Source organism: Anabaena sp. EIM26, from assembly GCF_057568715.1.
The window spans coordinates 2,162,501-2,186,429 of sequence record NZ_CM172472.1 but is presented as its reverse complement, the minus strand read 5'-3'; the positions used below and the strand labels follow the sequence as shown (position 1 = coordinate 2,186,429).

Genomic DNA, 23,929 nt, shown 5'->3' with positions numbered 1-23,929 from the left:
AAAATATTCTTCTTCCTTTTTTCCTTCTTTCTCCTGACTCCTGACTCCTCAATTCTTACAATTCAGCTTGGTTTTGATCACAATTCAGCAGTGTAAAAGGAATGTTTTGGAAATGGTGCTTTAGAGTTATTATCCTCTGCCTGGGGTTGTGGATAACTTTGGATTTAGGTTCCCATCTGGGGGCTGAGATTTTTTGGTTTCAAGAAATTGGCTATTTGCAAACATTTCTGCTGCGGTTAATAACTCAGGGTGTTTTATGGGTGAGTGTTGTTAGTGTCAGTGTTATCTATCTGTTGGGGAATCTTGCTGTAGCACAACGTTGGAGATATCCCTCGTCTCTTAAAAGTGAGTCGATCATAAGTGGAGAAAAAAGACTGGGTAGGGAGCTGATAAACTTTCCGAGTTCCCAGCATGGCAGAGTCTATGAAAGTCTCCCAATTGAGGTAGGAAACAGACAAATGAGATTGCGCTGGCTGTTACCCCTAACATTAGGCTTGAGTTTGTTGCTGGGGTTAATGGTGACGCATTATGGAAAAGTGGCTTTGAGTTACTGGTATGGAGAAGTTGATCAGGTTAACTCGCCTTTTACTATTTTATTTAGACCAGAGATAGTTTTGCAGTTGAGTAGCAGGATTGTTTCTCAAACTTGGGATTTTGGTTTGGCTGTGGCCATGGTGATACCTTTAGTCGGCTTTACGATCGCTCTTTTAGTATATTCTCAGTTTTTGCTCAGAGCGATCGCACTTGTCTTTAGTCTCGGTTTTGGCTGGATACTATCTCAAAATTGGTCTAAAATTCTCCTTTACTTTCATACCACCTCTTTCAACAGCACAGAACCTTTATTTGGTAAGGATCTCAGCTTTTATATATTTTCTCTCCCCATCTGGGAACTGTTGGCTTTTTGGCTAATAGGATTATGTTTATATAGCTTTATCTCCGTCACTCTCACCTATCTTTTATCAGGAGATAGTCTCAGTCAAGGCATTTTCCCTGGCTTCTCCCCACCACAGAAACGTCATCTATTCGGCTTGGGTGGCTGTTTGATGTTGGTGGTAGCCTTCAGTTATTGGCTAAGTCGTTATGAACTCGTTTATTCTCCCCGTGGGGTGAGTTTCGGCGCTAGTTACACCGATGCTAAGGTACAATTGCCAGCGGACACCATGTTATGTGTTCTCGCTGTAGCGATCGCATTTTACCTACTATGGCAAACTATATTTTGGAAACCCAAATCTGGGCATCATCAATGGGTACTTTACAGCTTGGGTGCGTATCTCAGTTTGATAATTTTAGGAGATATCGTAGTTCCCGCTGTTGTCCAATCTTTAATAGTTCAACCCAATGAATTGCAGCGAGAGCAACCTTATATTCAACGTACCATTGCGCTCACTCGTCAAGCATTCGATTTAGAAGCAATTGATTCTCAAACCTTTAACCCCCAAGGAAAATTAACTGAAGCTGATCTTCAAGCTAATAACCTCACAATTCGCAACATTCGTCTTTGGGATCAAGAGCCATTATTAAAAACTAACAGACAACTACAACAAATTCGTCCTTATTATCAATTTCCTGATGCCGATATTGATCGTTATATAATCAAAACCGAACCCAACCAAGAAGCAACACCATCAACAGAAAAACGTCAAGTACTAATTGCTGCCAGAGAATTAGACTATACTTCCGTCCCACAGCAAGCACAGACATGGGTAAACCGCAACTTAATTTACACCCACGGTTATGGCTTTACCATGAGTCCTGTAAATACAGTTGCACCTGGTGGTTTACCAGAATATTTTGTCAAAGATATTAGCGGTAATGATAGTGCGCTAACTACTTCCAGTGCAGCCATTCGGGAAAGTATTCCCATAGGTAAACCGCGAATTTATTACGGCGAAATTTCTAATACTCATGTCATGACTGGCACGAAAGTTAGAGAATTAGATTATCCCAGCGGCAGCGATAACGTTTACACCAGTTATGATGGTGCAGGTGGAATTAGAATTGGTTCACCGTGGAGAAGATGGCTATTTGCTACCTACTTAAAAGACTGGCAAATGATATTTACCCGGAATTTTCTACCTGAAACAAAAGTATTATTCCGACGCAACATTAACCAACGCATTCGTGCGATCGCACCCTTCTTAAAATTTGACAGTGAGCCTTATTTAGTAGCTGCTAATCCCTATACTGGCAATCAAAAAAATCAATTTCCAGGAGCTAATAATTATCTTTATTGGATAGTAGATGCTTACACAACAAGCGATCGCTATCCCTACTCAGATCAAAATAATGAAGGTATCAACTATATTCGTAACTCCGTTAAAGTCGTAATTGATGCTTACAACGGCACAGTCAGATTTTACATTGCTCAACCTCAAGATCCTCTAATTAATTCCTGGTCAAAAATCTTCCCTCAAATGTTCCAACCACTGGCAAATATGCCTGTAAATCTCCGCAGTCATATCCGCTATCCAGTGGACTTTTTCAAAATTCAATCTGAGCGGTTAATGACCTATCACATCACTAACCCCCAAGTATTTTATAACAGGGAAGATCAATGGCAAATTCCCAAAGAAATCTACGGTACTGAACCTCGTCAGCTTGAACCTTATTATTTAATAACCAGTCTTCCTAATGTTCCCTTTGAAGAATTTATTTTATTAATTCCCTACACACCAAAAGAAAGAACAAATTTAATTGCTTGGTTAGCAGCACGTTCTGATGGAGAGAACTACGGTAAATTACTGCTTTATAACTTTCCTAAAGAACGTTTGATTTATGGGCCAGAACAAATAGAAGCCAGAATTAACCAAGATCCCGTTATTTCTCAACAAATTTCTCTATGGAATCGTCAAGGTTCCAGAGCAATTCAAGGTAATCTTTTAATTGTTCCCATTGAACAATCTTTATTGTATGTTGAACCAATTTATTTAGAAGCAACACAGAATAGTTTACCAACTTTAGTCAGGGTAGTTGTTGCTTATGAAAATCGCATTGTCATGGCACAAACTTTAGAACAAGCCTTACAGGGAATTTTTCAACCAGAGGAAACACCAGCACTGCCAATTATTCGTCCTCTAGAAGAAGAAGGAATACCACCGGAATAATTCGTAATTGGGAAATAAAAATGACCATACAACTACAATTAAAGCCAGAAATCGAAGCTCGTCTTCTTGCTGAAGCTGCTGCAAAAGGTGTATCAGTAGAAGTTTATCTTGAATCTTTAATTGAAAACATTTCTGCTAGTCAGGAAGACTGGGAAGCAGCACTGACAGATTTAATAACATGAAATCTATCAGCAGTTATATTTGCATTCGGCATTAAATCTTAATAATTTTAGTTTTCACCATAAAAGAGACGCAAGAACCATATATTCTTGTTGATTTTCAGTTAATAACATAATATTTCCTCCATTGAAATTATCATTTATTCCTATTCTATCAAATTCCAAAAATATCTGCGTTCATCCGCGTTGAATTATTATTGAGAATGCAATATTTACCCTTTCCAAAACTCAGTAATGCTAATAAAGTATGCAAAAACCGCAAACACCTTATCCGGTTTCTGCATGATTACTCAAATTTCGTAACCTACTATACGAATTGTTATGAAAAATCACCCTAACGTATCAATATCGAAATTGTTACAACCACCAACCAGGAAACTACCAACCGTTATTTCCGCAAAAGTGGCAAGTACAACACCGACAAGAACACGGATACACAGTTAATTAAGTCCTGTTCCCCAGAAAACAGCCCATGACAGAAACAGCAACTACCACCGAAAAACTGAATAAATTCGAGAAATTAAAAGCAGAGAAAAATGGACTCGCTGTTAAAGGAGAGATAGAAAAATTTGCTCAATTGGGTTGGGAAGCAATGGACGAAACAGACCGTGACCATCGCCTAAAATGGTTAGGTGTGTTTTTTCGTCCAGTCACTCCCGGTAAATTTATGATGCGGATGCGTTTACCTAACGGTATTCTCACCAGCAATCAAATGTCCGTTTTAGCAGAAGTAGTGCAGCGTTACGGTGACGACGGCAGCGCTGATATTACTACTAGACAGAATATACAACTACGCGGAATCAGAATTGAAGACATACCAGAAATCTTTAATAAATTTCACACAGTTGGGTTAACCACTATCCAGTCGGGGATGGATAATGTTCGCAACATCACAGGTGATCCTGTAGCCGGATTAGATGGTGATGAACTGTACGATACAAGGGAATTAGTGCAGCAAATTCAAGATATGCTCACCAATAACGGTGAAGGGAATCCAGAATTTAGCAATCTCCCCCGTAAGTTTAATATTGCCATTACCGGAGGCAGGGATAATTCAGTTCATGCAGAAATTAACGATTTAGCTTTTGTGCCGGCTTTTCAGGAAGGTTTCGGGTTTAACGTCCTTGTCGGTGGCTTCTTTTCAGGTAAACGTTGTGAAGCGGCAATTCCCTTAAATGCTTGGGTACATCCTGAAGAGGTGGTAGCTTTATGTAGAGCTATTTTGGAAGTTTTCCGAGATCATGGCTTACGTGCTAACCGTCAAAAAGCCCGTTTGATGTGGCTAATTGATGAATGGGGGATAGAGAAATTTCGTGCAGAAGTGGAACAGCGTTTGGGTAAATCATTGTTACCAGCAGCCCCCAAAGATGAAATTGACTGGGAAAAACGCGACCACGTTGGGGTATATAAACAAAAACAACCAAGTTTAAATTACGCAGGTTTAAATATTCCTGTTGGTCGATTGTATGCGGGTGATATGTTTGAAATTTCCCGGTTAGCGGAAGTTTACGGGAGTGGGGAAATCCGTTTTACCCTTGAACAAAATATTATTATCCCTAATATACCCGATTCGTGTTTGCCAACATTTTTGACAGAACCACTGCTAGAGAGATTTGCAGTTAATCCGGGTTTGTTAACGCGATCGCTAGTATCATGCACCGGCGCACAATTTTGCAACTTTGCTTTAATCGAAACCAAAAACCGCGCTTTAGCAATGATCAAGGTTCTGGAATCTGAATTAATTCTATCTCGACCTGTGCGAATTCATTGGACAGGTTGCCCTAACTCCTGTGGACAGCCACAAGTTGCAGATATTGGCTTAATGGGAACAAAAGTCCGTAAAAATGGCAAAACCCTAGAAGGTGTTGACATTTACATGGGGGGTACAGTCGGAAAAGATGCACATTTAGGAACTTGTGTGCAGAAAAGTATTCCCTGTGAAGATTTAGAACCTGTATTGAAAGAAATACTCATTCAAAATTTCGGCGCAAAACTTCGGGAAGCAGCCTTAATTTCCTATTAAATCAATCGCAAACCATAATTAAAACTGACTAAGAGTTGACAATGAGCAATATTTCTCGCAGAAAATTTATTATCACCTCAAGTGTAGCAGCAGCAACTTCTATCTTGGCACACGGTTGTTCATCCAGTAACTCTAAGTCAGCAACAACAGATACCGCTGCTTCTTCCAATACCAAACTGGCTAACAATTCTACCGTTAGTAATGCTCCAAAAGTTGAGACAACCAAGGCTAAATTAGGATTTATTGCTTTAACAGATTCCGCACCTGTAATTATTGCTAAAGAAAAAGGTTTCTTTGCTAAATATGGTATGACAGATGTTGAAGTCAGCAAACAAAAATCTTGGCCAGTCACCCGCGATAACTTAAAAATTGGCTCATCTGGTGGTGGTATTGATGGCGCACATATTCTTACCCCAATGCCCTATCTTCTCACCATCAATGATAAAGTGCCAATGTATCTCTTGGCGCGGTTAAATATCAATGGTCAAGCAATTTCAGTTGCGGAAAAATTCAAAGATTTAAAAGTCGGGTTACAAAGTAAATCGCTGAAAGAATCAGTAAATAAAGCCAAAGCTGACAAAAAATCCATCAAAGTTGCCATGACTTTCCCAGGGGGAACTCATGATTTATGGATGCGTTATTGGTTAGCGGCTGGGGGTATTAATCCTGATCAAGATGTAATTTTGGAAGCAGTGCCACCACCACAAATGGTAGCCAACATGAAAGTTGGAACTGTTGATGCTTTTTGTGTAGGAGAACCTTGGAACGCTCAATTAGTCAGCCAAAAATTAGGTTATACAGCCTTATTGACAGGTGAATTATGGAATAACCATCCAGAAAAAGCCTTTGCAATGCGTAAAGATTGGGTGGATAAAAATCCTAATGCTACACAAGCATTGTTAATGGCAATTATGGAAGCACAACAATGGTGTGATCAGGCAGAAAATAAAGAGGAAATGTGTAAAATCTGCGCTGATAGAAAATACTTTAATGTTGCTGCAACTGACATTTTAGAACGAGCTAAAGGTAATATTGACTATGGTGATGGACGCAAGGAAGAAAACTTTGCATATCGGATGAAGTATTGGCAAGATAACGCTTCCTATCCCTATAAAAGTCATGACACTTGGTTCTTAACTGAAGAAATTCGTTGGGGTTATTTACCTAAAGATACGAAAGTGAAGGAAATTGTTGATCAGGTAAATAGAGAAGATTTATGGAAACAAGCTGCTAAGGCTTTGGGTGTGGCTGCTGCGGAAATTCCAGCCAGTTCTTCTCGTGGTGTGGAAACGTTTTTTGATGGGGTAAAATTTGACCCAGAAAAACCAGAGGAATATTTAAAGAGTTTGCAAATTAAGAAGGTGTAAGTAGTAGGGGTAATTCATGAATTACCCCTACCATTACCTAAATTATCTGGTAAATTAATTCAATTTTTAATGCTCACGCAGAGGCGCAGACAAGAGAAAGAAAAGCGAGTTTCAATAATTTACTTAGGAGAAATAAATGGCTGCTATTGTAGGAAGTCTTAGAGTTGGTGGTAAACAACGGAAGGTTATTAATAAGTTTTTGACCAATAAGGTTTTTCCGCCGCTGTTTGGATTGGTTATTTTTTTGGGGTTATGGGAATTACTTTGTTTAATTCCTAGTTTTCAATTACCTGGTCCAATAGAAACAATTCGTGAAACTTGGGACCCTTTTGTTATTCATCCTTTTTTTGATAATGGTGACAGTGATAAGGGTTTAGGTTGGCAGATATTGACTAGTTTAGGACGGGTTGCTTTAGGTTTTTCTCTGGCAGCAGTTGTCGGAGTTATTTTAGGAATATTAATTGGTGCTAATACTTTTTTGTATAATGCGGTAGATCCAATTTTTCAGGTGTTAAGAACTATCCCACCTTTGGCTTGGTTGCCAATTTCTTTAGCTGCGTTTCAACAAGCTAATCCTTCAGCAATTTTCGTGATTTTCATTACTTCAATTTGGCCGATTGTGATTAATACAACTGTGGGGGTGCAAAATATTCCCCAAGATTATGTAAATGTGGCTCGTGTTTTACGTTTGCGTAAAGAAAAATATTTTTTGAAAGTTGTGTTTCCGGCAACTGTTCCTTATATTTTTACAGGTTTGAGAATTGGGATCGGTTTATCTTGGTTGGCTATTGTGGCAGCAGAAATGTTAGTTGGTGGTGTGGGTATTGGTTCGTTTATTTGGGATGCCTATAACACGACTACAGAAACAAATATGAGTGAGATTATTATCGCCTTGGTATATGTTGGTTTTGTGGGATTAGTTTTAGATAGAATGGTGGCTTTTGTTGCTGATAAAGTTGTAACAACAGAACAAAAATAATTCTTGGTTTGTATTTTTTTAGTAAGTATTCAGGATACAGAATATTTGATATAGCAGGAAATTCTTAACAGAATAGAAAAATATTCTTCTTCCTTCTGAATCCTGACTCCTGAATCCTGAATTTTTTTACATTATCAATTACCATTCATCATGAATACTTTTTTAGAAATTGACCATGTTGACCGAATATTTAACCTCCCCAATGGTGGTAAATATATCGCTTTAAAAAATATTGAATTGAAAATCTCTGAAGGTGAATTTATTTCTTTAATTGGACATTCTGGTTGTGGTAAATCCACCTTACTAAATATTATTGCTGGGTTAGATCGAGCCAGTATTGGTGGTGTGACTTTGGCAGGTCGGGAAGTAAGAGAACCTGGGCCTGATAGAATGGTGGTTTTTCAAAATTACTCGTTGCTTCCTTGGTTAACTGTGCGGGAAAATATCGCTTTGGCTGTGGATGAAGTACATCAAAATTTATCTACAGGAAAACGTCGAGGAATAATAGAAGAACATATAGATATGGTGGGGTTGCGTCGAGCAGTTAATAAACGTCCTAGCGAGTTATCTGGGGGGATGAAACAGCGAGTTGCGATCGCTCGTGCTTTGGCTACTCGTCCCAAGTTATTGTTGCTAGATGAACCTTTTGGCGCTTTGGATGCATTGACCAGGGGCAATTTACAATCACAATTAATGCAAATCTGCAATGAACACAGAATCACCTGTGTGATGGTGACACACGATGTCGATGAGGCTTTATTATTGAGCGATCGCATTGTCATGCTTACCAATGGCCCAGAAGCACACATCGGGCAAATCCTGGAAGTTCCTATCCCCCGTCCCCGTCAGCGTTTGGAAGTAGTTAACCATCCGAGTTACTACAACTTGCGGAACGAAATAATTTATTTCCTCAACCAACAAAAACAAGCCAAAAAACGCCAAAAACAACCCACAGCACCAGCAATTATTTCTAACAACAATTTAGAAAAAACTCATTTAGAAATTGGCTATATTCCCCTCACCCAAGCCGCACCTTTAATAATTGCTAAAGAAAAAGGTTTCTTTGCCGAATACGGTTTAGAAGTCAACCTCAATTGTGAAACCACCTGGAAAGACATCGCTAAAGGTGTAGCAACTGGCAAACTTGATGCCGCCCAAATGGTCGCAGGAATGCCCCTAGCCATGACTTTGGGCGCAGGTGACAAAACTCCTGTGTCAATGGTGACAGCCATGACCCTTTCCCGCAACGGTAGCGCCATTACTTTCAGCCAAGAATTACTCAACGCTGGAGTCAGAAACCTAGCAGATTTCCAAGCTATCATCAACGCTGACCTAGACAAAACCCACACCTTGGGAGTCGTCCATCCTGCATCCATGCAAAACCTATTATTACGCTACTGGTTAGCAGCAGGCGGAATTCAACCTGATATGGATGTCAGTTTGATGGTAATTCCACCACAAGAAATGGTGACTTCCCTCCAAGACAGAAAAATTGATGGTTACTGCGTCGGTGAACCTTGGAACTCCCATGCAGTTGATCAAAATCTGGGTTTTATCATCGCTATCACATCAGAACTTTGGAATGGACATCCAGACAAAGTATTAGGAGTAAGAGAAGATTGGGCGCAGGAAAATCCCCAAACACATCTAGCATTAGTTAAAGCACTATTAGCAGCTTGTGAATATTGCGACGACATTCGCAACCGAGAAGAAGTTCTCAAATTAATTTCTCAACCTGACTATCTTGGTAGCAATTCTCTCCATCTGCGTCCAGGGTTTATAGATACTTACCAGCATGGTCATCAAAACAAACCTCAGACTTCCCATCAGTTTTATTTCAACAAAGCCAATTATCCAGACCGTAATGAAATGCTATGGATTTTAACCCAACTAGCCCGTTGGGGTTTAGTAGCTTTCCCGAAAAATTGGGTAGAAGTAATTGATAGAGTTTGTCGTCCAGATGTGTTTGGTGCCGCTGCCAGAGAAATGGGCATTTTAGATATTGGCAGGGAAGAAAAAATTAAATTATTTGATGGCAAAATATTTAATCCTTCCGAACCCATCGAATATCTAAAAAGTTTGGAAATCAAACGTCAGCTTCGTGTTGAAGAAGTATTTATTTAGTCATTAGTTTTTTAACCAATTACCCATTACCAATTACCCATTACAAAAAAATCATGACAACAGTAAACTTTAATCACAAAACCCAAAGCCAACAATTACAAACCCAGAAGAAAGAAGATTTTTTAGTAATTGAAGGTGTTAACAAAATTTACCCTACATCTGAAGGGCCATACATCGTTCTCGATGACATTAACCTGAAAGTACGTGAAGGCGAATTTATTTGTTTGATTGGACATTCCGGTTGTGGGAAATCAACACTCCTGAACATGGTTTCTGGTTTTAATAAACCTACCAACGGTGTCGTGTGGTTGCAAGGTCAACCCATTACAGAACCAGGGCCAGACCGAATGATGGTATTTCAAAACTATTGTTTACTACCTTGGTTGAATGTTTTTGATAACGTTTACCTAGCTGTTGATTCCGTATTTCCCAGAAAAAGCCAAGCCGAAAAACGGGCAATAGTTAGAGAACATTTAGCAATGGTAGGACTGACAGAAGCAGCACAAAAGAAACCCAGCCAAATATCTGGAGGGATGAAACAACGAGTTGCGATCGCTCGTGCTTTAGCTATCCGCCCCCAACTCCTTATTTTGGATGAACCCTTCGGCGCTTTAGATGCCATCACCAAAGAAGAATTACAAGAAGAACTACTGCAAATTTGGTCAGAACATCAAGTCACAGTTTTAATGATTACCCATGACATTGATGAAGCACTTTTCCTAGCAGACAAACTCGTAATGATGACAAACGGCCCTGCGGCAAATATTGGCGAAGTTTTAGAAATACCCTTCTCTCGTCCTCGCAACCGTCGCCGCATCATGGAAAATCCAGAATATTACAACCTACGAAACTACGCTTTAGACTTCTTATATCGTCGCTGCGCTCATGTTGATGAGTAATTAATTCTTCCCCATTTCCTACGTCCATAAGTCAGCATAGCTACATTACGCAAGCTATTATAAATCAACAGGAAAATTTAAATGTTAAAAGGATTATTTTCATTAAAAGGTCGTTATCGCATCTTACATCAGACTTGGTTTGCTTTCTTTCTTACCTTTGTCTGTTGGTTTAACTTTGCACCCTTCGCTACCACAATTGGTAAAGAATTAAATTTATTACCTGAACAAATTAAAACTTTAGGTATCTGTAATTTAGCTTTAACAATTCCAGCCCGCATCATTATTGGAATGTTACTGGATAAATTTGGCCCCAGAATTACCTATTCCCTATTATTAATATTTGCTGTTATTCCCTGTTTAGCAACAGCATTAGCCCAAGACTTTAACCAACTAGTTATTAGTCGCTTATTAATGGGAATAGTCGGTTCTGGATTTGTGGTTGGTATCCGCATGGTAGCGGAATGGTTTCCTCCCAAAGAAATGGGAATTGCTCAAGGTATTTATGGCGGTTGGGGTAACTTTGGCGCATTTGGAGCAGAATTTGCTTTACCAACAATTGCAATTGCAACTAGCTTTTTAGGTGGTGGTGTTTCTAGCTGGAGATTAACAATTGCATTAACAGGAATTATAGCTGGAATTTACGGCGTAATCTACTACAACAGCGTTCAAGATACACCCATTGGTAAAGTTTATAAAAAGCCCAATAAAAATGGCTCTTTAGAAGTAACATCAATCAAAAGCTTTTGGGCGATGATTGTGTCTAATTTCGGGTTAATTTTTGCATTAGGCTTATTAGCTTGGCGCTTAGAACAAAAAAATATTCACTTTCTTACACTCAGCCAAATTTATATAGTTTGGTTGACCTTAGCAGCATTATTCACTTACCAAAGTTATCAAGCATATCAAGTTAATCAAGAATTACTAACTGGACAAAAAACCTACCCTACAAATCAACGTTATCAATTTGGTCAAGTAGCATTACTAGAATTTACCTACATCACCAACTTCGGTTCAGAACTTGCAGTCGTTTCCATGCTACCTTCCTTCTTTGAAAAAACCTTTGGTTTAGAACACGTAGTAGCCGGAATGATCGCTGCCACATATCCATTCTTAAACTTAGTTTCCCGTCCCAGTGGAGGCTTAATATCTGATAAATTAGGTTCTCGTAAATGGACAATAACAATTGTTTCTGCTGGGATTGCCTTTGGTTATTTAATGGCACATTTTATTAACAAAGATTGGCCTATCCCCTTAGCAATTGCTGTGACAATGTTTGCTGCTTACTTTGCTCAAGCAGGTTGTGGTGCAACTTACGGAATAGTCCCATTAATTAAAAAAGAAGCAACTGGACAAATAGCAGGAAACGTTGGCGCTTACGGCAACTTTGGTGGCGTAGTTTATCTCACAGTATACAGCTTAAGTGACCCATCAACCCTATTTGCCACAATGGGTATAGCGGCAATTATTTGCTCATTTATGTGTGCATTCTTCCTCAAAGAGCCAAAAGATTCATTTGCATCTGATAATGACAGTGAAGAAGAAACAATTAATCATCAACCGATTTTCATGACAGAAGAATAATTGTCTCACGCAAAGGCGCAAAGGTAAGAATACAAAGAAATTTTCAAACACACCTTACTCTTTATTCTCTCCCCGTCTCTGCGCCTCTGCGTGCAATAAAAAATCCTAAAATTATGAATGAATTTACCAAAACACTTTGCCCTTATTGCGGTGTTGGTTGCGGTTTAGAAGTTTCCCCACCAGCACAACATGGAAAAGCCACAAATCGGGACAGTGATGGAACTCCAACTTGGCGAGTACGTGGCGATAAATCTCATCCGTCTAGTCAAGGAATGGTATGTGTTAAAGGTGCAACTATTACTGAATCATTAAATAAAAATAGATTGCATTATCCAATGGTACGCGATTCTTTAGATCAAGAATTTAGGCGTGTTAGTTGGGATGAAGCTTTCAATATTATTAGCCAACGTATTCAAATATTACGCTTACAGAATGAGACAGATTCCATTTGTATGTATGGTTCTGGACAATTTCAAACTGAAGATTATTATATTGCTCAAAAATTACTCAAAGGTTGTTTAGGTACTAATAATTTTGATGCTAATTCCCGGTTGTGTATGTCTAGTGCGGTGTCTGGGTACATTCAAAGTTTTGGGGCTGATGGGCCTCCTTGTTGTTACGATGATTTAGAATTAACTGATTGTGCTTTTTTAATTGGTACGAATACAGCAGAATGTCACCCGATTGTTTTTAATAGATTAGCGAAATATCATAAGAAAAATCGTCATGTGAAAATGGTAGTTGTTGATCCACGTCGTACTCCTACCGCAGAAGCCGCAGATTTACATTTAGCTATTCGTCCTGGAACAGATATTGAACTATTAAATGGGATCGCCCATTTATTAATGAAGTGGAATTATATAGATACAGCTTTTATGGATGATTGTACTAGCAATTTTCCAGCTTATGCGGAAGTAATTCGTCACTATTCTCCTGATGTGGTGGCGCGTCAATGTGGTATTAGTATTGAAGATTTAGAAACTGCTGCTAAATATTGGGGGAAATCCAAATCAGTACTTTCTTTATGGTCGATGGGTGTTAATCAATCTACAGAAGGTACAGCTAAAGTTAGAACTATTATTAATTTACATTTGATGACGGGTCAAATCGGTAAACCTGGTGCTGGTCCTTTTTCTTTAACCGGTCAACCTAATGCGATGGGAGGAAGAGAAGCGGGAGGTTTAGCACATTTATTACCAGGCTATCGGTTGGTAAAAAATGATAAACATCGGGCAGAAGTTGAGGATTTTTGGGGTTTAGAAAGGGGGAGAATTTCACCTGTTTCTGGTTTAACAGCTTGGGATATGATTACTGGTTTGGAATCTGGAAATGTGGGTTTATTGTGGATAGCTGCAACTAATCCTGCTGTGAGTATGCCAGATTTAGAACGCACTAAAAAAGCGTTGTTAAAATCGCCTTTGACTATTTATCAAGATGCTTATTACCCTACAGAAACATCAGCTTATGCTCATGTTTTATTACCTGCGGCACAGTGGGGTGAAAAAACTGGGATTATGACTAATTCTGAACGAAGAGTGACGTTGTGTTCAGCTTTTCGTGAACCACCAAGGGAAGCAAAAGCAGATTGGGAAATTTTTGCAGAAGTGGGACGACGTTTGGGTTTTGAAGATAAGTTTGCTTTTAATAATTCTGCGGAAGTTTATGCGGAGTTTGTACAATTAACTCGTCACCGTCCTTGTGATATGTCGGGTTTGAGTCATGAGATGTTAGCAACGCAAGGTGCAACTCAGTGGCCATATCCAAAAGAAAATAGGCAAAAGTTAGACGGAAAACGTCTTTACACAGATTTACGCTTTCATACCTCTGATGGACGCGCTAGATTTGGGGCATATTATTCTAAAGGACTCGCAGAACCACCTGATCCTAATTATCCTTTTATATTAACTACTGGGCGACTTTACGGTCATTGGCACACGCTAACGCGCACAGGGAGAATTGAGAAAATTCGCCAAATGCACCCGGAACCGTTTATTGAAATTCATCCCCGTGATGCTGCGACGTTGGGAATTATTGATCATCAGTGGTTGGAAGTGCGATCGCGTCGTGGTAAAACTAAGTTTCCCGCTAAAGTCACAAAAGCTATTTCTCCTGGTACTGTTTTTGTCCCCATGCACTGGGGTAAGCTATGGGCTGATGATGCTGAAGCTAATAATCTCACCCATTCAGAATCTTGTCCTGATTCTCTCCAACCCGAATTAAAAGCTTGTGCTGTGCAGCTAGTCCCAATTTCTGTAGAAACTTCTGTTCAAAATTATCAACTTCAGTCTTCACAATGGTAAGCTTCTAAGTGAATTCCTCAACAATCAGTTGGTAATAGAGTCAATAATCTATAGTTACGATTATTTTTTTTGATTCTTGATTTGGAGAAATAAACACCTGAGTGCTTGTTTTTTCTTGACTTTAGGCATTTAAATCGGCTTAAGTCCTATTACCAAACAGGCAATTGCCTTCATGAGGATTTCTAACTTTATTATTGAAGCATGGGACACTACCTAATGAAGAAATTATTTAAGCAAATTAAAGCTTTGACTTGCGATGATAACTTCATGTACCTCATTGAAAACATCGTGGTGGTGGTTTCTAAGATTCTCTCTATTTTGATGATGGTGGTAATTTTTGCCGCTATTGGAGATTTGAGTTTCTTTCTGTTCAAAGAGTTATTTCATGTAACTTATGGTAACTTTAATACCATTTTATTTAAGGTATTTGGTTTATTTTTAAATGTTTTAATTGCTTTGGAAATCTTAGAAAATATCACAGCTTATATACAAAAACACGTCTTGCACGTAGAATTAGTAATTGTAACTTCTTTGATTGCTGTCGCCCGAAAAATTATTATTTTAGACTTGGAAAAAGTCACAGGCATTGATATTATTGGCTTAGGAACTGCCGTACTTGCTCTTTCAATTAGTTATTTCATAATTCGTTCTAGTAGACCTAATAATAGAAATTAGTTTAATCCTAAACGATATCTGAAAATTTTAAAGTTTATATGATAGACAAATTCTTTGAATTTGAAGCAGATTTTGTTAATGCTCTCCGTTGCATACCGATGCTGGTACGTTACAAATTAGATACTTGTGGAATAAAACTCAAATTGTCTGATTGGAATCAAATGACTTTATCAGAACGTGCTATTTTAGTTGAATTGCCTTGTTCCACAGCCACCGAAATTAAATCTTACCAAGAGTATCTACAAAAATTTATTTTAGACCATACAGGTATACCAGCTACCCGATTACCAATTGACCCTCTTCCCCCTTGGATGGATGCTACAACTGTACCACCTAGCATTTTGGAGAAGGCACAAGCAATAGGCGTTACCATCACGTTACAACAGTGGTTGGGATTAACACCCTTACAACGTTTTGCTCTGATTAAACTTAGCCTTTCAGGACATGAAAACAAAAACTTTCCCAGAGCAATAACAGAGTTTAATCTGATTTAGTCAGTGGTCAGTAGTCTGTTTTCAGTCACAAAATAACCAAGAATCGACATTGGTTAGTTTCTGGGTTTTAAATTTGGTATTTTGTATTTTTAATTGGAGCAAAGCAACGGTTGGTGCAGCTATAGTGTATTTAGCAATGGTGCTGCTGTTAATATGAACAAGGTTAAATCTACTACCAACACATTTGATAGTATGGCGTAAGCCATAGAATTTGTTTAGACACACTCACTAACTCGATGACAGGCAAAAACGCAAGACATAATGCATTTCTGCGGCTAGTGTCTAGTAAGGTCGTAGCTTCTGGTTCAGAATCTCGCTACTCACTACTTCCCAGTCAAGAGATGGTCATTGGACGCGACCCCAGCTGCCAAGTTGTCTTGGATGCCATGATGTACCGGATGGTATCTCGTCGTCATGCAGTGGTTCGTCCCCTCTCTTTATCTCCAGATAGCAAATTCAGTTGGGTAATTTGCGATTTAAATAGCGCCAATGGCACTTTTTTAAATGGACAACGGTTGCAAGGTTCTCAGGAATTGCACCAAGGCGATCGCATTTCCTTGGGTGCTGATGGGCCGCAATTCATTTTTGAGTATGAATTCGTCCCTCAACCAACAGTGATGACCGCTAACCAAGGGACAGTAATTGCATCGGGGAATCATCGGCAACGTCAATCACAACACGATTCAGTGAGCTTTACACAACTGTTTCCCATTATTTCCACTGGTAAAGATCTAACTCGCAAAGCTTATCTTGTACCGGGAATATTAACAGTTATCTTTGTCGTGTTAATGTTTGGGACAGTCGGCAATCCTCAAGCAAATCAAGTTATTGTCGGGTCGTATATCGCCTCTGCTGCTTACTACTTTGTTTATCAACTATGTGGTAAACCTAAGCCTTGGTGGGTACTCATCGCTATGGCATTGAGTACAGCGCTGATTTTGCTCAGTCCTTTATTAGATTTTTTTATCTTTGTCTTTCGCGTTATTCTTCCTGGTAGTTTACCTTCGTCTCAAGACTCGATTACCTTCACTGAATTACTGGTGCGGATGTTTTTTGGCGCTGGGTTGATGGAAGAATTTCTCAAGGCTCTACCAGTATTGGGTGCATATTTTATCGGTAACTCCTTACCATCACCTTGGCGAGAACGGATAGGGGTCTGGGAACCTCTAGATGGTATTTTACTAGGAACTGCTTCGGCTGTGGGTTTTACTTTGCTAGAAACTCTTGGTCAATATGTACCTGTAATTACGCAAAATGTCACTCAACAAGCAGGGGTAGGCGCTGGTCAGCTGGTAGGTTTACAGTTACTGATTCCGCGTATTTTAGGCTCTGTAGCTGGACACATGGCTTACAGCGGTTATTTGGGGTATTTTATCGGGTTAGCTGTCCTCAAGCCAATGATGGGTTGGCAGATTCTTTCGGTTGGTTATTTGAGTGCCTCTGCACTTCATGCTTTGTGGAATGCTACGGGTTCTATTAATGCTTTGCTGTTGGTGATTGTGGGTGTTTTATCTTACGCTTTTTTGATGGCTGCAATTCTTAAAGCACGGGTTTTATCACCAACGCGATCGCAAAATTTCGCTACTCGCTTTCTCGAACCCAAATAAAATACTTATCAGGGACTAGGGACTGGGGACTGGGGAGTAATATCTTTCTTCTGCTTCCTATCACCTAATTCCCTAGATTTTTTATGTCTAAGGATAGATGGTTTAATTTTTCTAATTAGTCTATATGTGGTTTATGCTAAGGCAGTTATGACTAAAAAACTAAAATTCAACAAGTGAATTTGAGACACAGAAGCACAGCGCCACAAGAAATTAAAAAGTAATTACCACTCTAATTCAATATCAGCCCGTGAATGAGGGCATAAAATTAAAATTAGGTTTGTCAGCTAGAAAGTTGTTTGAGAGCATAGTCTGCGATCGCTAAACTAACTTTGGCCTGTTCTATTTCTGATAAACTAGACCACTCTCGATTCTCAATATTGCTGATTACAGATGTCAAATGTTGTTGCTCGCTACTTCGCATAGAGTATGCAAAAGGACGGGCTAAAACTAACAGGTCATCTGTTTCCCAAGTTGGTAATAAAGCTTGAATGCACTCTACTAGTTTTTCACTAGGTGATTGCTCTAAACTAATAATTGCCGCTGCTTTTTGAGCGATCGCATTGAGCCAATTGACAGGAACAGAAGCAGCAAAGGCACTATGCAAGGATGCTTGTAGACCTTTAGCTGGCTGTTCATCATGATCCGTTTTAGAATGGTAAACTTGAGACCAAATTGCATCGAGATTATGATAAAAATCTTGCGTTTGTGTAGCCAGGTGTTCTTCTAGTAAATCCTGCCACCCAAGTTGCTGCTCTAGTTTGTTAAAGTACGCTTCTGATTCCTGATCATCGGGATTCCAGGGATAAGCAGCATCTTCAGGTTGTAGTAGTATTTCTAATAACTCTAGATCTACTGAAGATTTTAAATCGTGACAAGTATGTAAACCGTTGATTTTATTAATCATGTTTCACCTCATAATTAATTAGCCTTGTTGACAGCTACAACTGGAAGAATCAGATTTCCGCAAAAAATAATTAGACTTGTCTTGTGTTCAGAGTAAATTGTTAAAGTCCAAAAATTTGCCGGTAGTTATTTCTCCCTTAGGGTTCTTCAATCAGAAACTCCCATGTTTCAGCTTTAGCGCTACCAAATTTTAAATGCATTCCCGATGTTAAAGGCACTTCCTCGCGGAGAATTTGTTGCCATCCATTTGGGCCTAAACACCAAGTTGTACCATAGGTAGAGAAATCTTGTAGATAGTAAGTTTGAACTGATTTAGTCCCAGTGAAAATACTTCGGCATAATATCTCGGCATGGCGTTTAGAAACATACAGTTCGGGGATGATAATATCATTGTCCTTTGTGCGACCAATACGAGTGACACCAGAACGCAGTAACCAAGTTTTACCTTCTGGGGAGAGCGATCGCAAAGAAGCTGTGGGTATGGTCGAACCTAGTCCAGAAATAGCGGTATCGGGTAATTCTGTAACTCCTTCATCAATACCTTTAATCAGATCACCATGAAAATCTGGATGCAGGTAGAGAACTGGTAATGTCCAAGCTGGTTGATTGAACTTATAGATTGTTAACAGTTCTTGCCTAGCTGCTGCTACTGCCTCATCAATTGGTTTGCGCGATCGCAATGCTTCTGCAAAAGCTTGAATAAAACTGTGACTTTCTTGGTCTGCAATTTCATCTCGCATTGCCAATACCGCAGGTACACCATGACGAATGAGTACTTCTGCTAAACTACTAGCTGGTATCGCTTGTTGATTAATTGTTGCTGGTTGCGCTCCCCAGCAAGCATTAAACACCCCAAGTTTTACACCTGTGCGAGTTAGTACTTGGGCTAATTCTATACCATTTAGGGTCATATCTGTCCCCAAAAATAATAAACCACCATCTGGAGCAGGTAGACCGTGACCAGCGAAAAAAAACACATTGTAAGCTTTGGTTTCCAACTCTTGAATTAACTGTTGTGGAGTGGGTTGCAAGAGTGTCTTCACCATACAGGCTGATACAGAATTTTTACCAGATGGACTACATTCTGACAATATTTTCTCCAGAATAGCAGCTTCTTTTTCCAATTCTAGATTGTCATCATGTCCTAAAACTAATAAGACATTTAAAGCTGGATCTGCTCGCAAATTTGGTAGAGGTTCAACTTCACTGGTAGTGCGACTAAATAAAATATCTTGGGAAAGAGATATTGCCGACTGTCCGGGTTCGCGCTGCATAATCTCCCAAGGTAGAGCAATTAGATCAGGATCACGAATTTCTAAGCGAAAGCGCAAACGTTTATTTTGGCCCATAGCCATCCCGCGACTACGTTCTAAACTACCTAGAATTGCTCCATCAAATACCCAACTCCATAAACTTATCCCCAAATATTGCATCAAACGACTACTGTAAGGACTTGTTGTTTGACCAACTAGGGGTGAACTCAAATCAATTGGTAATGTATTTAATCCTGGAGATGTGGATAATGAACCAATATCTATGGGGCTATGACCAGCAAACATTTGTTGCCATTCTTGCCAAATTTGACTAAGTTCAGTAGCAAAAACACAGTCACGCAAAACATAACCACTGGGATAGGGAGCCTTAACCACCCAAATAGCGAAGTTATCAGTGCCAGTATTTACCAGACGGGCGATCGCCAGATTCAGGCAGGACATGGATTTGTGGAAACTAAACTCTAAGAACAAATAATTGACAATAAACTCTTTTGTCCAGCAGGAAGAATTTTGTACCTAGTGAATTTTTGATTTTGTTTATTACCTGCATTATCATATCCCATGACGGTGATGATAATCACTAATGCAGTGTGACGGAAATAACTATCCAGTTAAAAAGCCTTCTATATCGGATCAAAAAGCTTTCTTTCTTGCCTCCTCCAAGCGCTAGGGCGCGGGTGGTTGACCAACTGGTGCGGGCGAAAAATCTTCCTGTTTCTCCAAGGTTTCTGGTGTAGGTGTTTCGGTTATTGTTGGTTGTGGACTAGCAAATGGAATTAGGGGATCTGTAATTCTAGAAGGTAGCTGTCGTTGGATTTTTAGCCAATATCCCAATGAACCTGCTGCTAAAAGTACTCCTAAAAGAATTAGTAATTGGAGTGGTAGTTGAGAAGCACGTACCGGCTTAGTTTCGGGAATTACCTGAGTTTGCTGATGGGAATTGCCTAAAATTGTGCTGTTTGTTGTTCTTGGTGTTAAATCTACCGTTTTGCTGGCTGAAATAGTAGTAATAATGTCTGCTTTGAGTGCCACCTCTGGTTCGGAGTATTTGACTTGAGAATGTACTAAAGCGATCGTGACATTATCATGTCCATTTTTTGTATTAGCTATTTCTATCAGCCGCTGGGCAGCATTTTCTATAGTTGTATCACCAGAAATAATTGGTAAAATTTCTGTTTCCCAGTACTCTTCCACTCGGTCAAAATCACTTAAACCATCGGATGTAAGGAGAAAAACTGCATCTTCGTCTATGATAAATCGTTGGGATGTGGGATGCAATGAAACACTTTTACCCATCCCTAAAGCTTGGACTAAAGAACCAGAACCACTATGTTGTAATGCTTCACGATAAATAGCATAGCCTAAACGCACCTCGCGGGAAGCCACATCATCATCCAGAGTAACTTGATAACAACCGTGGCGTGTAATCCAGTAGGCACGACTATCACCAATATGGGTAATATACATTTCGTGGGCAATAGGTAAGGCCATGACCAAGGTGGTTCCCATCCGTTGTCGTCCTTGGCGGTGTTCAGTGTCATTGCGTTGACTGATTTTATCATTAACAAGTGCTACCGCCTGTTCCAAATCATTTAATAGCAGCAAGGGGTCTATATTTTCATAAGGAACAGAAGTTAGTTCTTTTACCTGCTGCTGAATGGTTTCAATGGCTAAACTTGATGCTATATTGCCTCCTTCATGCCCACCAATACCATCGCAGACGATAGCTAAGGCAGTTTGTTGGGGCGGCTTACTAACAACTACACCACTAGAAGGGTAACAAGCATCTTCGTTCCGTTGACGACTAGGGCCTGTATCTGTTTGCGTGACAATTTTAATGGTGGTTTGGGCAGGTGAATTCCGTCCTGATGAGGTTTGTCCTAATCTTGCCAATCCTTGATCTAAAACTTTAATTAATAGCTCAGATGTGTTAATTTCGCCGTGAATGAGAGAATTGCTAATTTGCTTGACAAATTCAGCTATGGCTGGTTTGGCTTCTTTGAGCAGTTGTTGCCAAAATTCTCCTAATTGCGATAATGTTGGTGCTGTTTGTGAATCAAAATGTAATTCTAGTAACCTTACTAAAGACCCTTCAACTCGTAATAAATTGGGATCTAATAAGCTAGAGGCTACTCCTTCTGTCAAAAGGGGTTGCCACAAATGAGCTAACTGCCATAGCCAATTCATTTGCCGCATTGATGAGGCATCACCCCAAGCCGTTGTTAGCTTGCTGCACAGATGGATTTGAGAGTCTGTACTATCAGCTACTAGGGGTGGTTGTTCTAGGAGTAATAGAGATTGCCCCTCGTGAATAGAGAGCATCCCATATATTTGCGGAATATGTAAGCGGTAAGGAATTAGCTTCAGATAAGCTTTAATTTGCTGTAAATTATCTAATTCAGGGATTTGGGGTAATAAACCAGGCTTGAGATCAAAGATTATTGATTGATTAATGACTAGATAGCGATCGGCTAAAATTTCTCCAGGAATACCCAAGTTCAAACTATCTCCCACTGCCCGGAGGTAACGCTTGGGTAAAGGTGTGGAACATCTCTGGCAAAACTTGTAGGTCAGGGGGTTAGCAGCTTGACAATATTCATTTGGGCAGTAGAGCGTTGCCGCGTCATTTTCCATATTTGTCGAACCGATCAGCGATTGGCAATTTATTTAACATTATTTTTTGGTGAGTTACAAAATTTATAACTCACCAATAACTCATAACCTTATTGATTTGCGTTGGCTGCAACTTGGGGTAATCCCATGCTGTAGTTAGTTACACGGCTAGAGAGATTGTAGCTAATTTCGCCTTTTTGGAGGAGCGATCGCAGATAATGCTCCAGGTCTGACCCAATTCGGCGTAAGTTATAATCTGTGAGATCTACACCACTAGAAGCCTCTACCAGTTCATCAAACTTGCGATAAACTTTTTGCAGCGTATCTTCATTCCAATTAAATTCGTTGTCTGGGTCAATATCTAACGTCAATACATGATTACTAGGAACTAGTTCATCCTTGTCCATTTCCGCCGCAAAAATGCGAATATGACGGGTTGTGGACTTGAGCAGCATCGGGTTATCCATAAAAATGTGTAAGATTTTGGTTAATTACACTGCAATCATTCTAACTGCTGTGCCTGAGCTTCATTCTCTCAACTTACAAGCTTTAGCTTCCTGTGGAAGATATTTTGTTAGCTTTAACTAGCATACTGTCTCGGTAGGTTACTGCCACTACTAAAATTTTAGGTTTTGAAGCGGATTCGGCGGCTAAAGCCAAGCGAGCAGATGCGGTTTGATTTTGTCACACGACACACACTAAAATAATTATACTCTAACATTTTCCTAACCTTGCAGGAGATTTGTCAGCAGAACAGTGAAGAGCAGACAAAAAAGGTTCAACTTCAAAAAGCAGGATATTTTTGTATTAACTTTAGCTTTTTGGTACTGAGAATTATTAATTTTTACTTGTATGAATTCTGATTTTCCACATCAGTTATTTTTTGGTCATCAAACGTTAAAATCAGTTTCTTAATCTTATATCCATGCTTTAAAATACCCCAATTAGCGGTACTATATTTGAGCAAGACCTGAAAAATTGATCACTTATCGGGGTACTGAAGCGGAAAAAGAATTGCTCAAGCAATATTATGAGCAAGAGTGAAAAATCAAATTGATGTTTTGTGGGAGTTGATGAGATGATTGAGACTGATGCTCAAACCTGAAATTTTAATGATTTTTTTTTCAGTATGGCTAGTAATATTTAAAACTTGCTGTACTTTTTTGTCAAATTCTGGGCTAAAATGTTCTGGTTTATTATGTGTGATACTTCCAAAACGAAATTTTTACAGTTCATAATTTTACTGATTAACTCCTTCTAACTTCACTGATCAAAAAGCGCACATTTAGTAATTTAACTTAAATTGTCGATTATGTTACCTAGCTTTAATCAAAGGCACAAATCAGCATTTTTGCTTAAGTAGAATCACTTAATAGCCTGTAAAAAGAAAACCAGTTATTGACGTTTAGATAAAGTTGATGTAAAAACTTTTAACAAGGTTTGGAAAGTTCTTACAGAAACTTTATTGTATGGAATCTTAAAAACTGAATAATAGTTTATGACTCACATATGCCATAACTAGCACAGGATCATTAAAAACTAGACAGCAAAAATTTAGATGACACACAATAGGAGAGTGAAAAATGGAACGTAAATTTGATGGATGAGAAAAAAATCTTAATTCAAACACCTCTTTGTATTTACAAGAAATATAAAGAATTTTTTTCTGAATCTTTAGCGCCTCAACTGCATGAACACCAAGTAAAGGAACCTTCAAGGCTATGAACTCCAAAGCATTACCGCGCCAAATAAATAATCTCGAAGTGGGTGTTTATGAGTGCGAAATTCATCTCAAATTCCGTTTGAT

General features: G+C 39.2%; 17 protein-coding genes (1 of these 17 only partly in view). 13 read left to right on the top strand and 4 right to left on the bottom strand.

Annotated features, from left to right (window positions below; genetic code table 11):
• The first annotated feature begins 101 nt into the window (after positions 1–101).
• The 12 genes from AC012T_RS09440 to AC012T_RS09385 all read left to right on the top strand — a co-directional run bounded on the left by AC012T_RS09440 (position 102) and on the right by AC012T_RS09385 (position 17,332).
• Positions 102–3,104 carry a UPF0182 family protein gene (locus tag AC012T_RS09440; protein ID WP_487065123.1) on the top strand — a complete coding sequence of 1,001 codons (3,003 nt, stop codon included), beginning with the start codon at positions 102–104 and terminating at the stop codon, positions 3,102–3,104.
• Positions 3,105–3,124: 20 nt separating this feature from the next.
• On the top strand, positions 3,125–3,286 hold the full coding sequence (locus tag AC012T_RS09435) for a hypothetical protein (RefSeq protein WP_487065121.1): 162 nt from the start codon (positions 3,125–3,127) through the stop codon (positions 3,284–3,286).
• A 469-nt stretch (positions 3,287–3,755) separates the two neighbouring features.
• Positions 3,756–5,306 (top strand): ferredoxin--nitrite reductase, encoded by a 1,551-nt coding sequence (locus tag AC012T_RS09430; RefSeq protein ID WP_487065119.1) that lies wholly within the window; start codon positions 3,756–3,758, stop codon positions 5,304–5,306.
• Positions 5,307–5,347: 41 nt separating this feature from the next.
• Positions 5,348–6,673 carry a CmpA/NrtA family ABC transporter substrate-binding protein gene (locus tag AC012T_RS09425; protein WP_487065117.1) on the top strand — a complete coding sequence of 442 codons (1,326 nt, stop codon included), beginning with the start codon at positions 5,348–5,350 and terminating at the stop codon, positions 6,671–6,673.
• 136 nt (positions 6,674–6,809) lie between these two features.
• Complete coding sequence (gene ntrB / locus AC012T_RS09420) at positions 6,810–7,652, top strand: nitrate ABC transporter permease (RefSeq protein ID WP_487065115.1); 843 nt, start codon at positions 6,810–6,812, stop codon at positions 7,650–7,652.
• 150 nt (positions 7,653–7,802) lie between these two features.
• A complete protein-coding gene (locus AC012T_RS09415; RefSeq protein WP_487065113.1) occupies positions 7,803–9,776 on the top strand; it encodes an ABC transporter ATP-binding/substrate-binding protein in 1,974 nt (657 codons plus the stop codon).
• Positions 9,777–9,829: 53 nt separating this feature from the next.
• Positions 9,830–10,675: a nitrate ABC transporter ATP-binding protein gene (locus AC012T_RS09410; protein ID WP_487065111.1), complete on the top strand. Its 846-nt coding sequence runs from the start codon at positions 9,830–9,832 to the stop codon at positions 10,673–10,675.
• Positions 10,676–10,756: 81 nt separating this feature from the next.
• Positions 10,757–12,256, top strand: a complete 1,500-nt coding sequence (locus AC012T_RS09405) for a NarK family nitrate/nitrite MFS transporter (protein WP_487065109.1) — start codon at positions 10,757–10,759, stop codon at positions 12,254–12,256.
• 113 nt (positions 12,257–12,369) lie between these two features.
• Complete coding sequence (locus AC012T_RS09400; RefSeq protein WP_487065107.1) at positions 12,370–14,556, top strand: molybdopterin oxidoreductase family protein; 2,187 nt, start codon at positions 12,370–12,372, stop codon at positions 14,554–14,556.
• Between the two features lie 216 nt (positions 14,557–14,772).
• Entirely contained in the window at positions 14,773–15,231 is a 459-nt protein-coding gene (locus AC012T_RS09395; RefSeq protein WP_487065105.1) for a phosphate-starvation-inducible PsiE family protein, read from the top strand.
• Positions 15,232–15,272: 41 nt separating this feature from the next.
• Complete coding sequence (locus AC012T_RS09390) at positions 15,273–15,725, top strand: nitrate reductase associated protein (protein ID WP_487066529.1); 453 nt, start codon at positions 15,273–15,275, stop codon at positions 15,723–15,725.
• A 236-nt stretch (positions 15,726–15,961) separates the two neighbouring features.
• Positions 15,962–17,332 carry a PrsW family glutamic-type intramembrane protease gene (locus tag AC012T_RS09385; protein WP_487065103.1) on the top strand — a complete coding sequence of 457 codons (1,371 nt, stop codon included), beginning with the start codon at positions 15,962–15,964 and terminating at the stop codon, positions 17,330–17,332.
• A 280-nt stretch (positions 17,333–17,612) separates the two neighbouring features.
• Here AC012T_RS09385 and AC012T_RS09380 read toward each other — a convergent pair whose 3' ends face one another.
• The 4 genes from AC012T_RS09380 to ndhM all read right to left on the bottom strand — a co-directional run bounded on the left by AC012T_RS09380 (position 17,613) and on the right by ndhM (position 22,589).
• Positions 17,613–18,236 carry a hypothetical protein gene (locus tag AC012T_RS09380; protein ID WP_487065101.1) on the bottom strand — a complete coding sequence of 208 codons (624 nt, stop codon included), beginning with the start codon at positions 18,234–18,236 and terminating at the stop codon, positions 17,613–17,615.
• A gap of 136 nt (positions 18,237–18,372) precedes the next feature.
• The gene (locus tag AC012T_RS09375) at positions 18,373–19,950 is read right to left on the bottom strand and encodes a CHAT domain-containing protein (protein ID WP_487065099.1); all 1,578 of its coding nucleotides are present in this window, start codon (positions 19,948–19,950) and stop codon (positions 18,373–18,375) included.
• A gap of 225 nt (positions 19,951–20,175) precedes the next feature.
• Positions 20,176–22,143, bottom strand: coding sequence for a protein phosphatase 2C domain-containing protein (locus tag AC012T_RS09370; RefSeq protein WP_487065097.1), 1,968 nt, complete (start codon positions 22,141–22,143; stop codon positions 20,176–20,178).
• Positions 22,144–22,232: 89 nt separating this feature from the next.
• Positions 22,233–22,589 (bottom strand): NAD(P)H-quinone oxidoreductase subunit M, encoded by a 357-nt coding sequence (gene ndhM, locus AC012T_RS09365; protein WP_438889550.1) that lies wholly within the window; start codon positions 22,587–22,589, stop codon positions 22,233–22,235.
• 1,254 nt (positions 22,590–23,843) lie between these two features.
• Here ndhM and AC012T_RS09360 point away from each other — a divergent pair.
• Positions 23,844–23,929: the start of an Npun_R1517 family heterocyst differentiation transcriptional regulator gene (locus tag AC012T_RS09360; protein WP_323311182.1), read on the top strand. The gene runs 193 nt beyond the window's last position; the window shows 86 of its 279 coding nt (coding positions 1–86); the start codon lies at positions 23,844–23,846; its stop codon lies beyond the right edge, outside the window.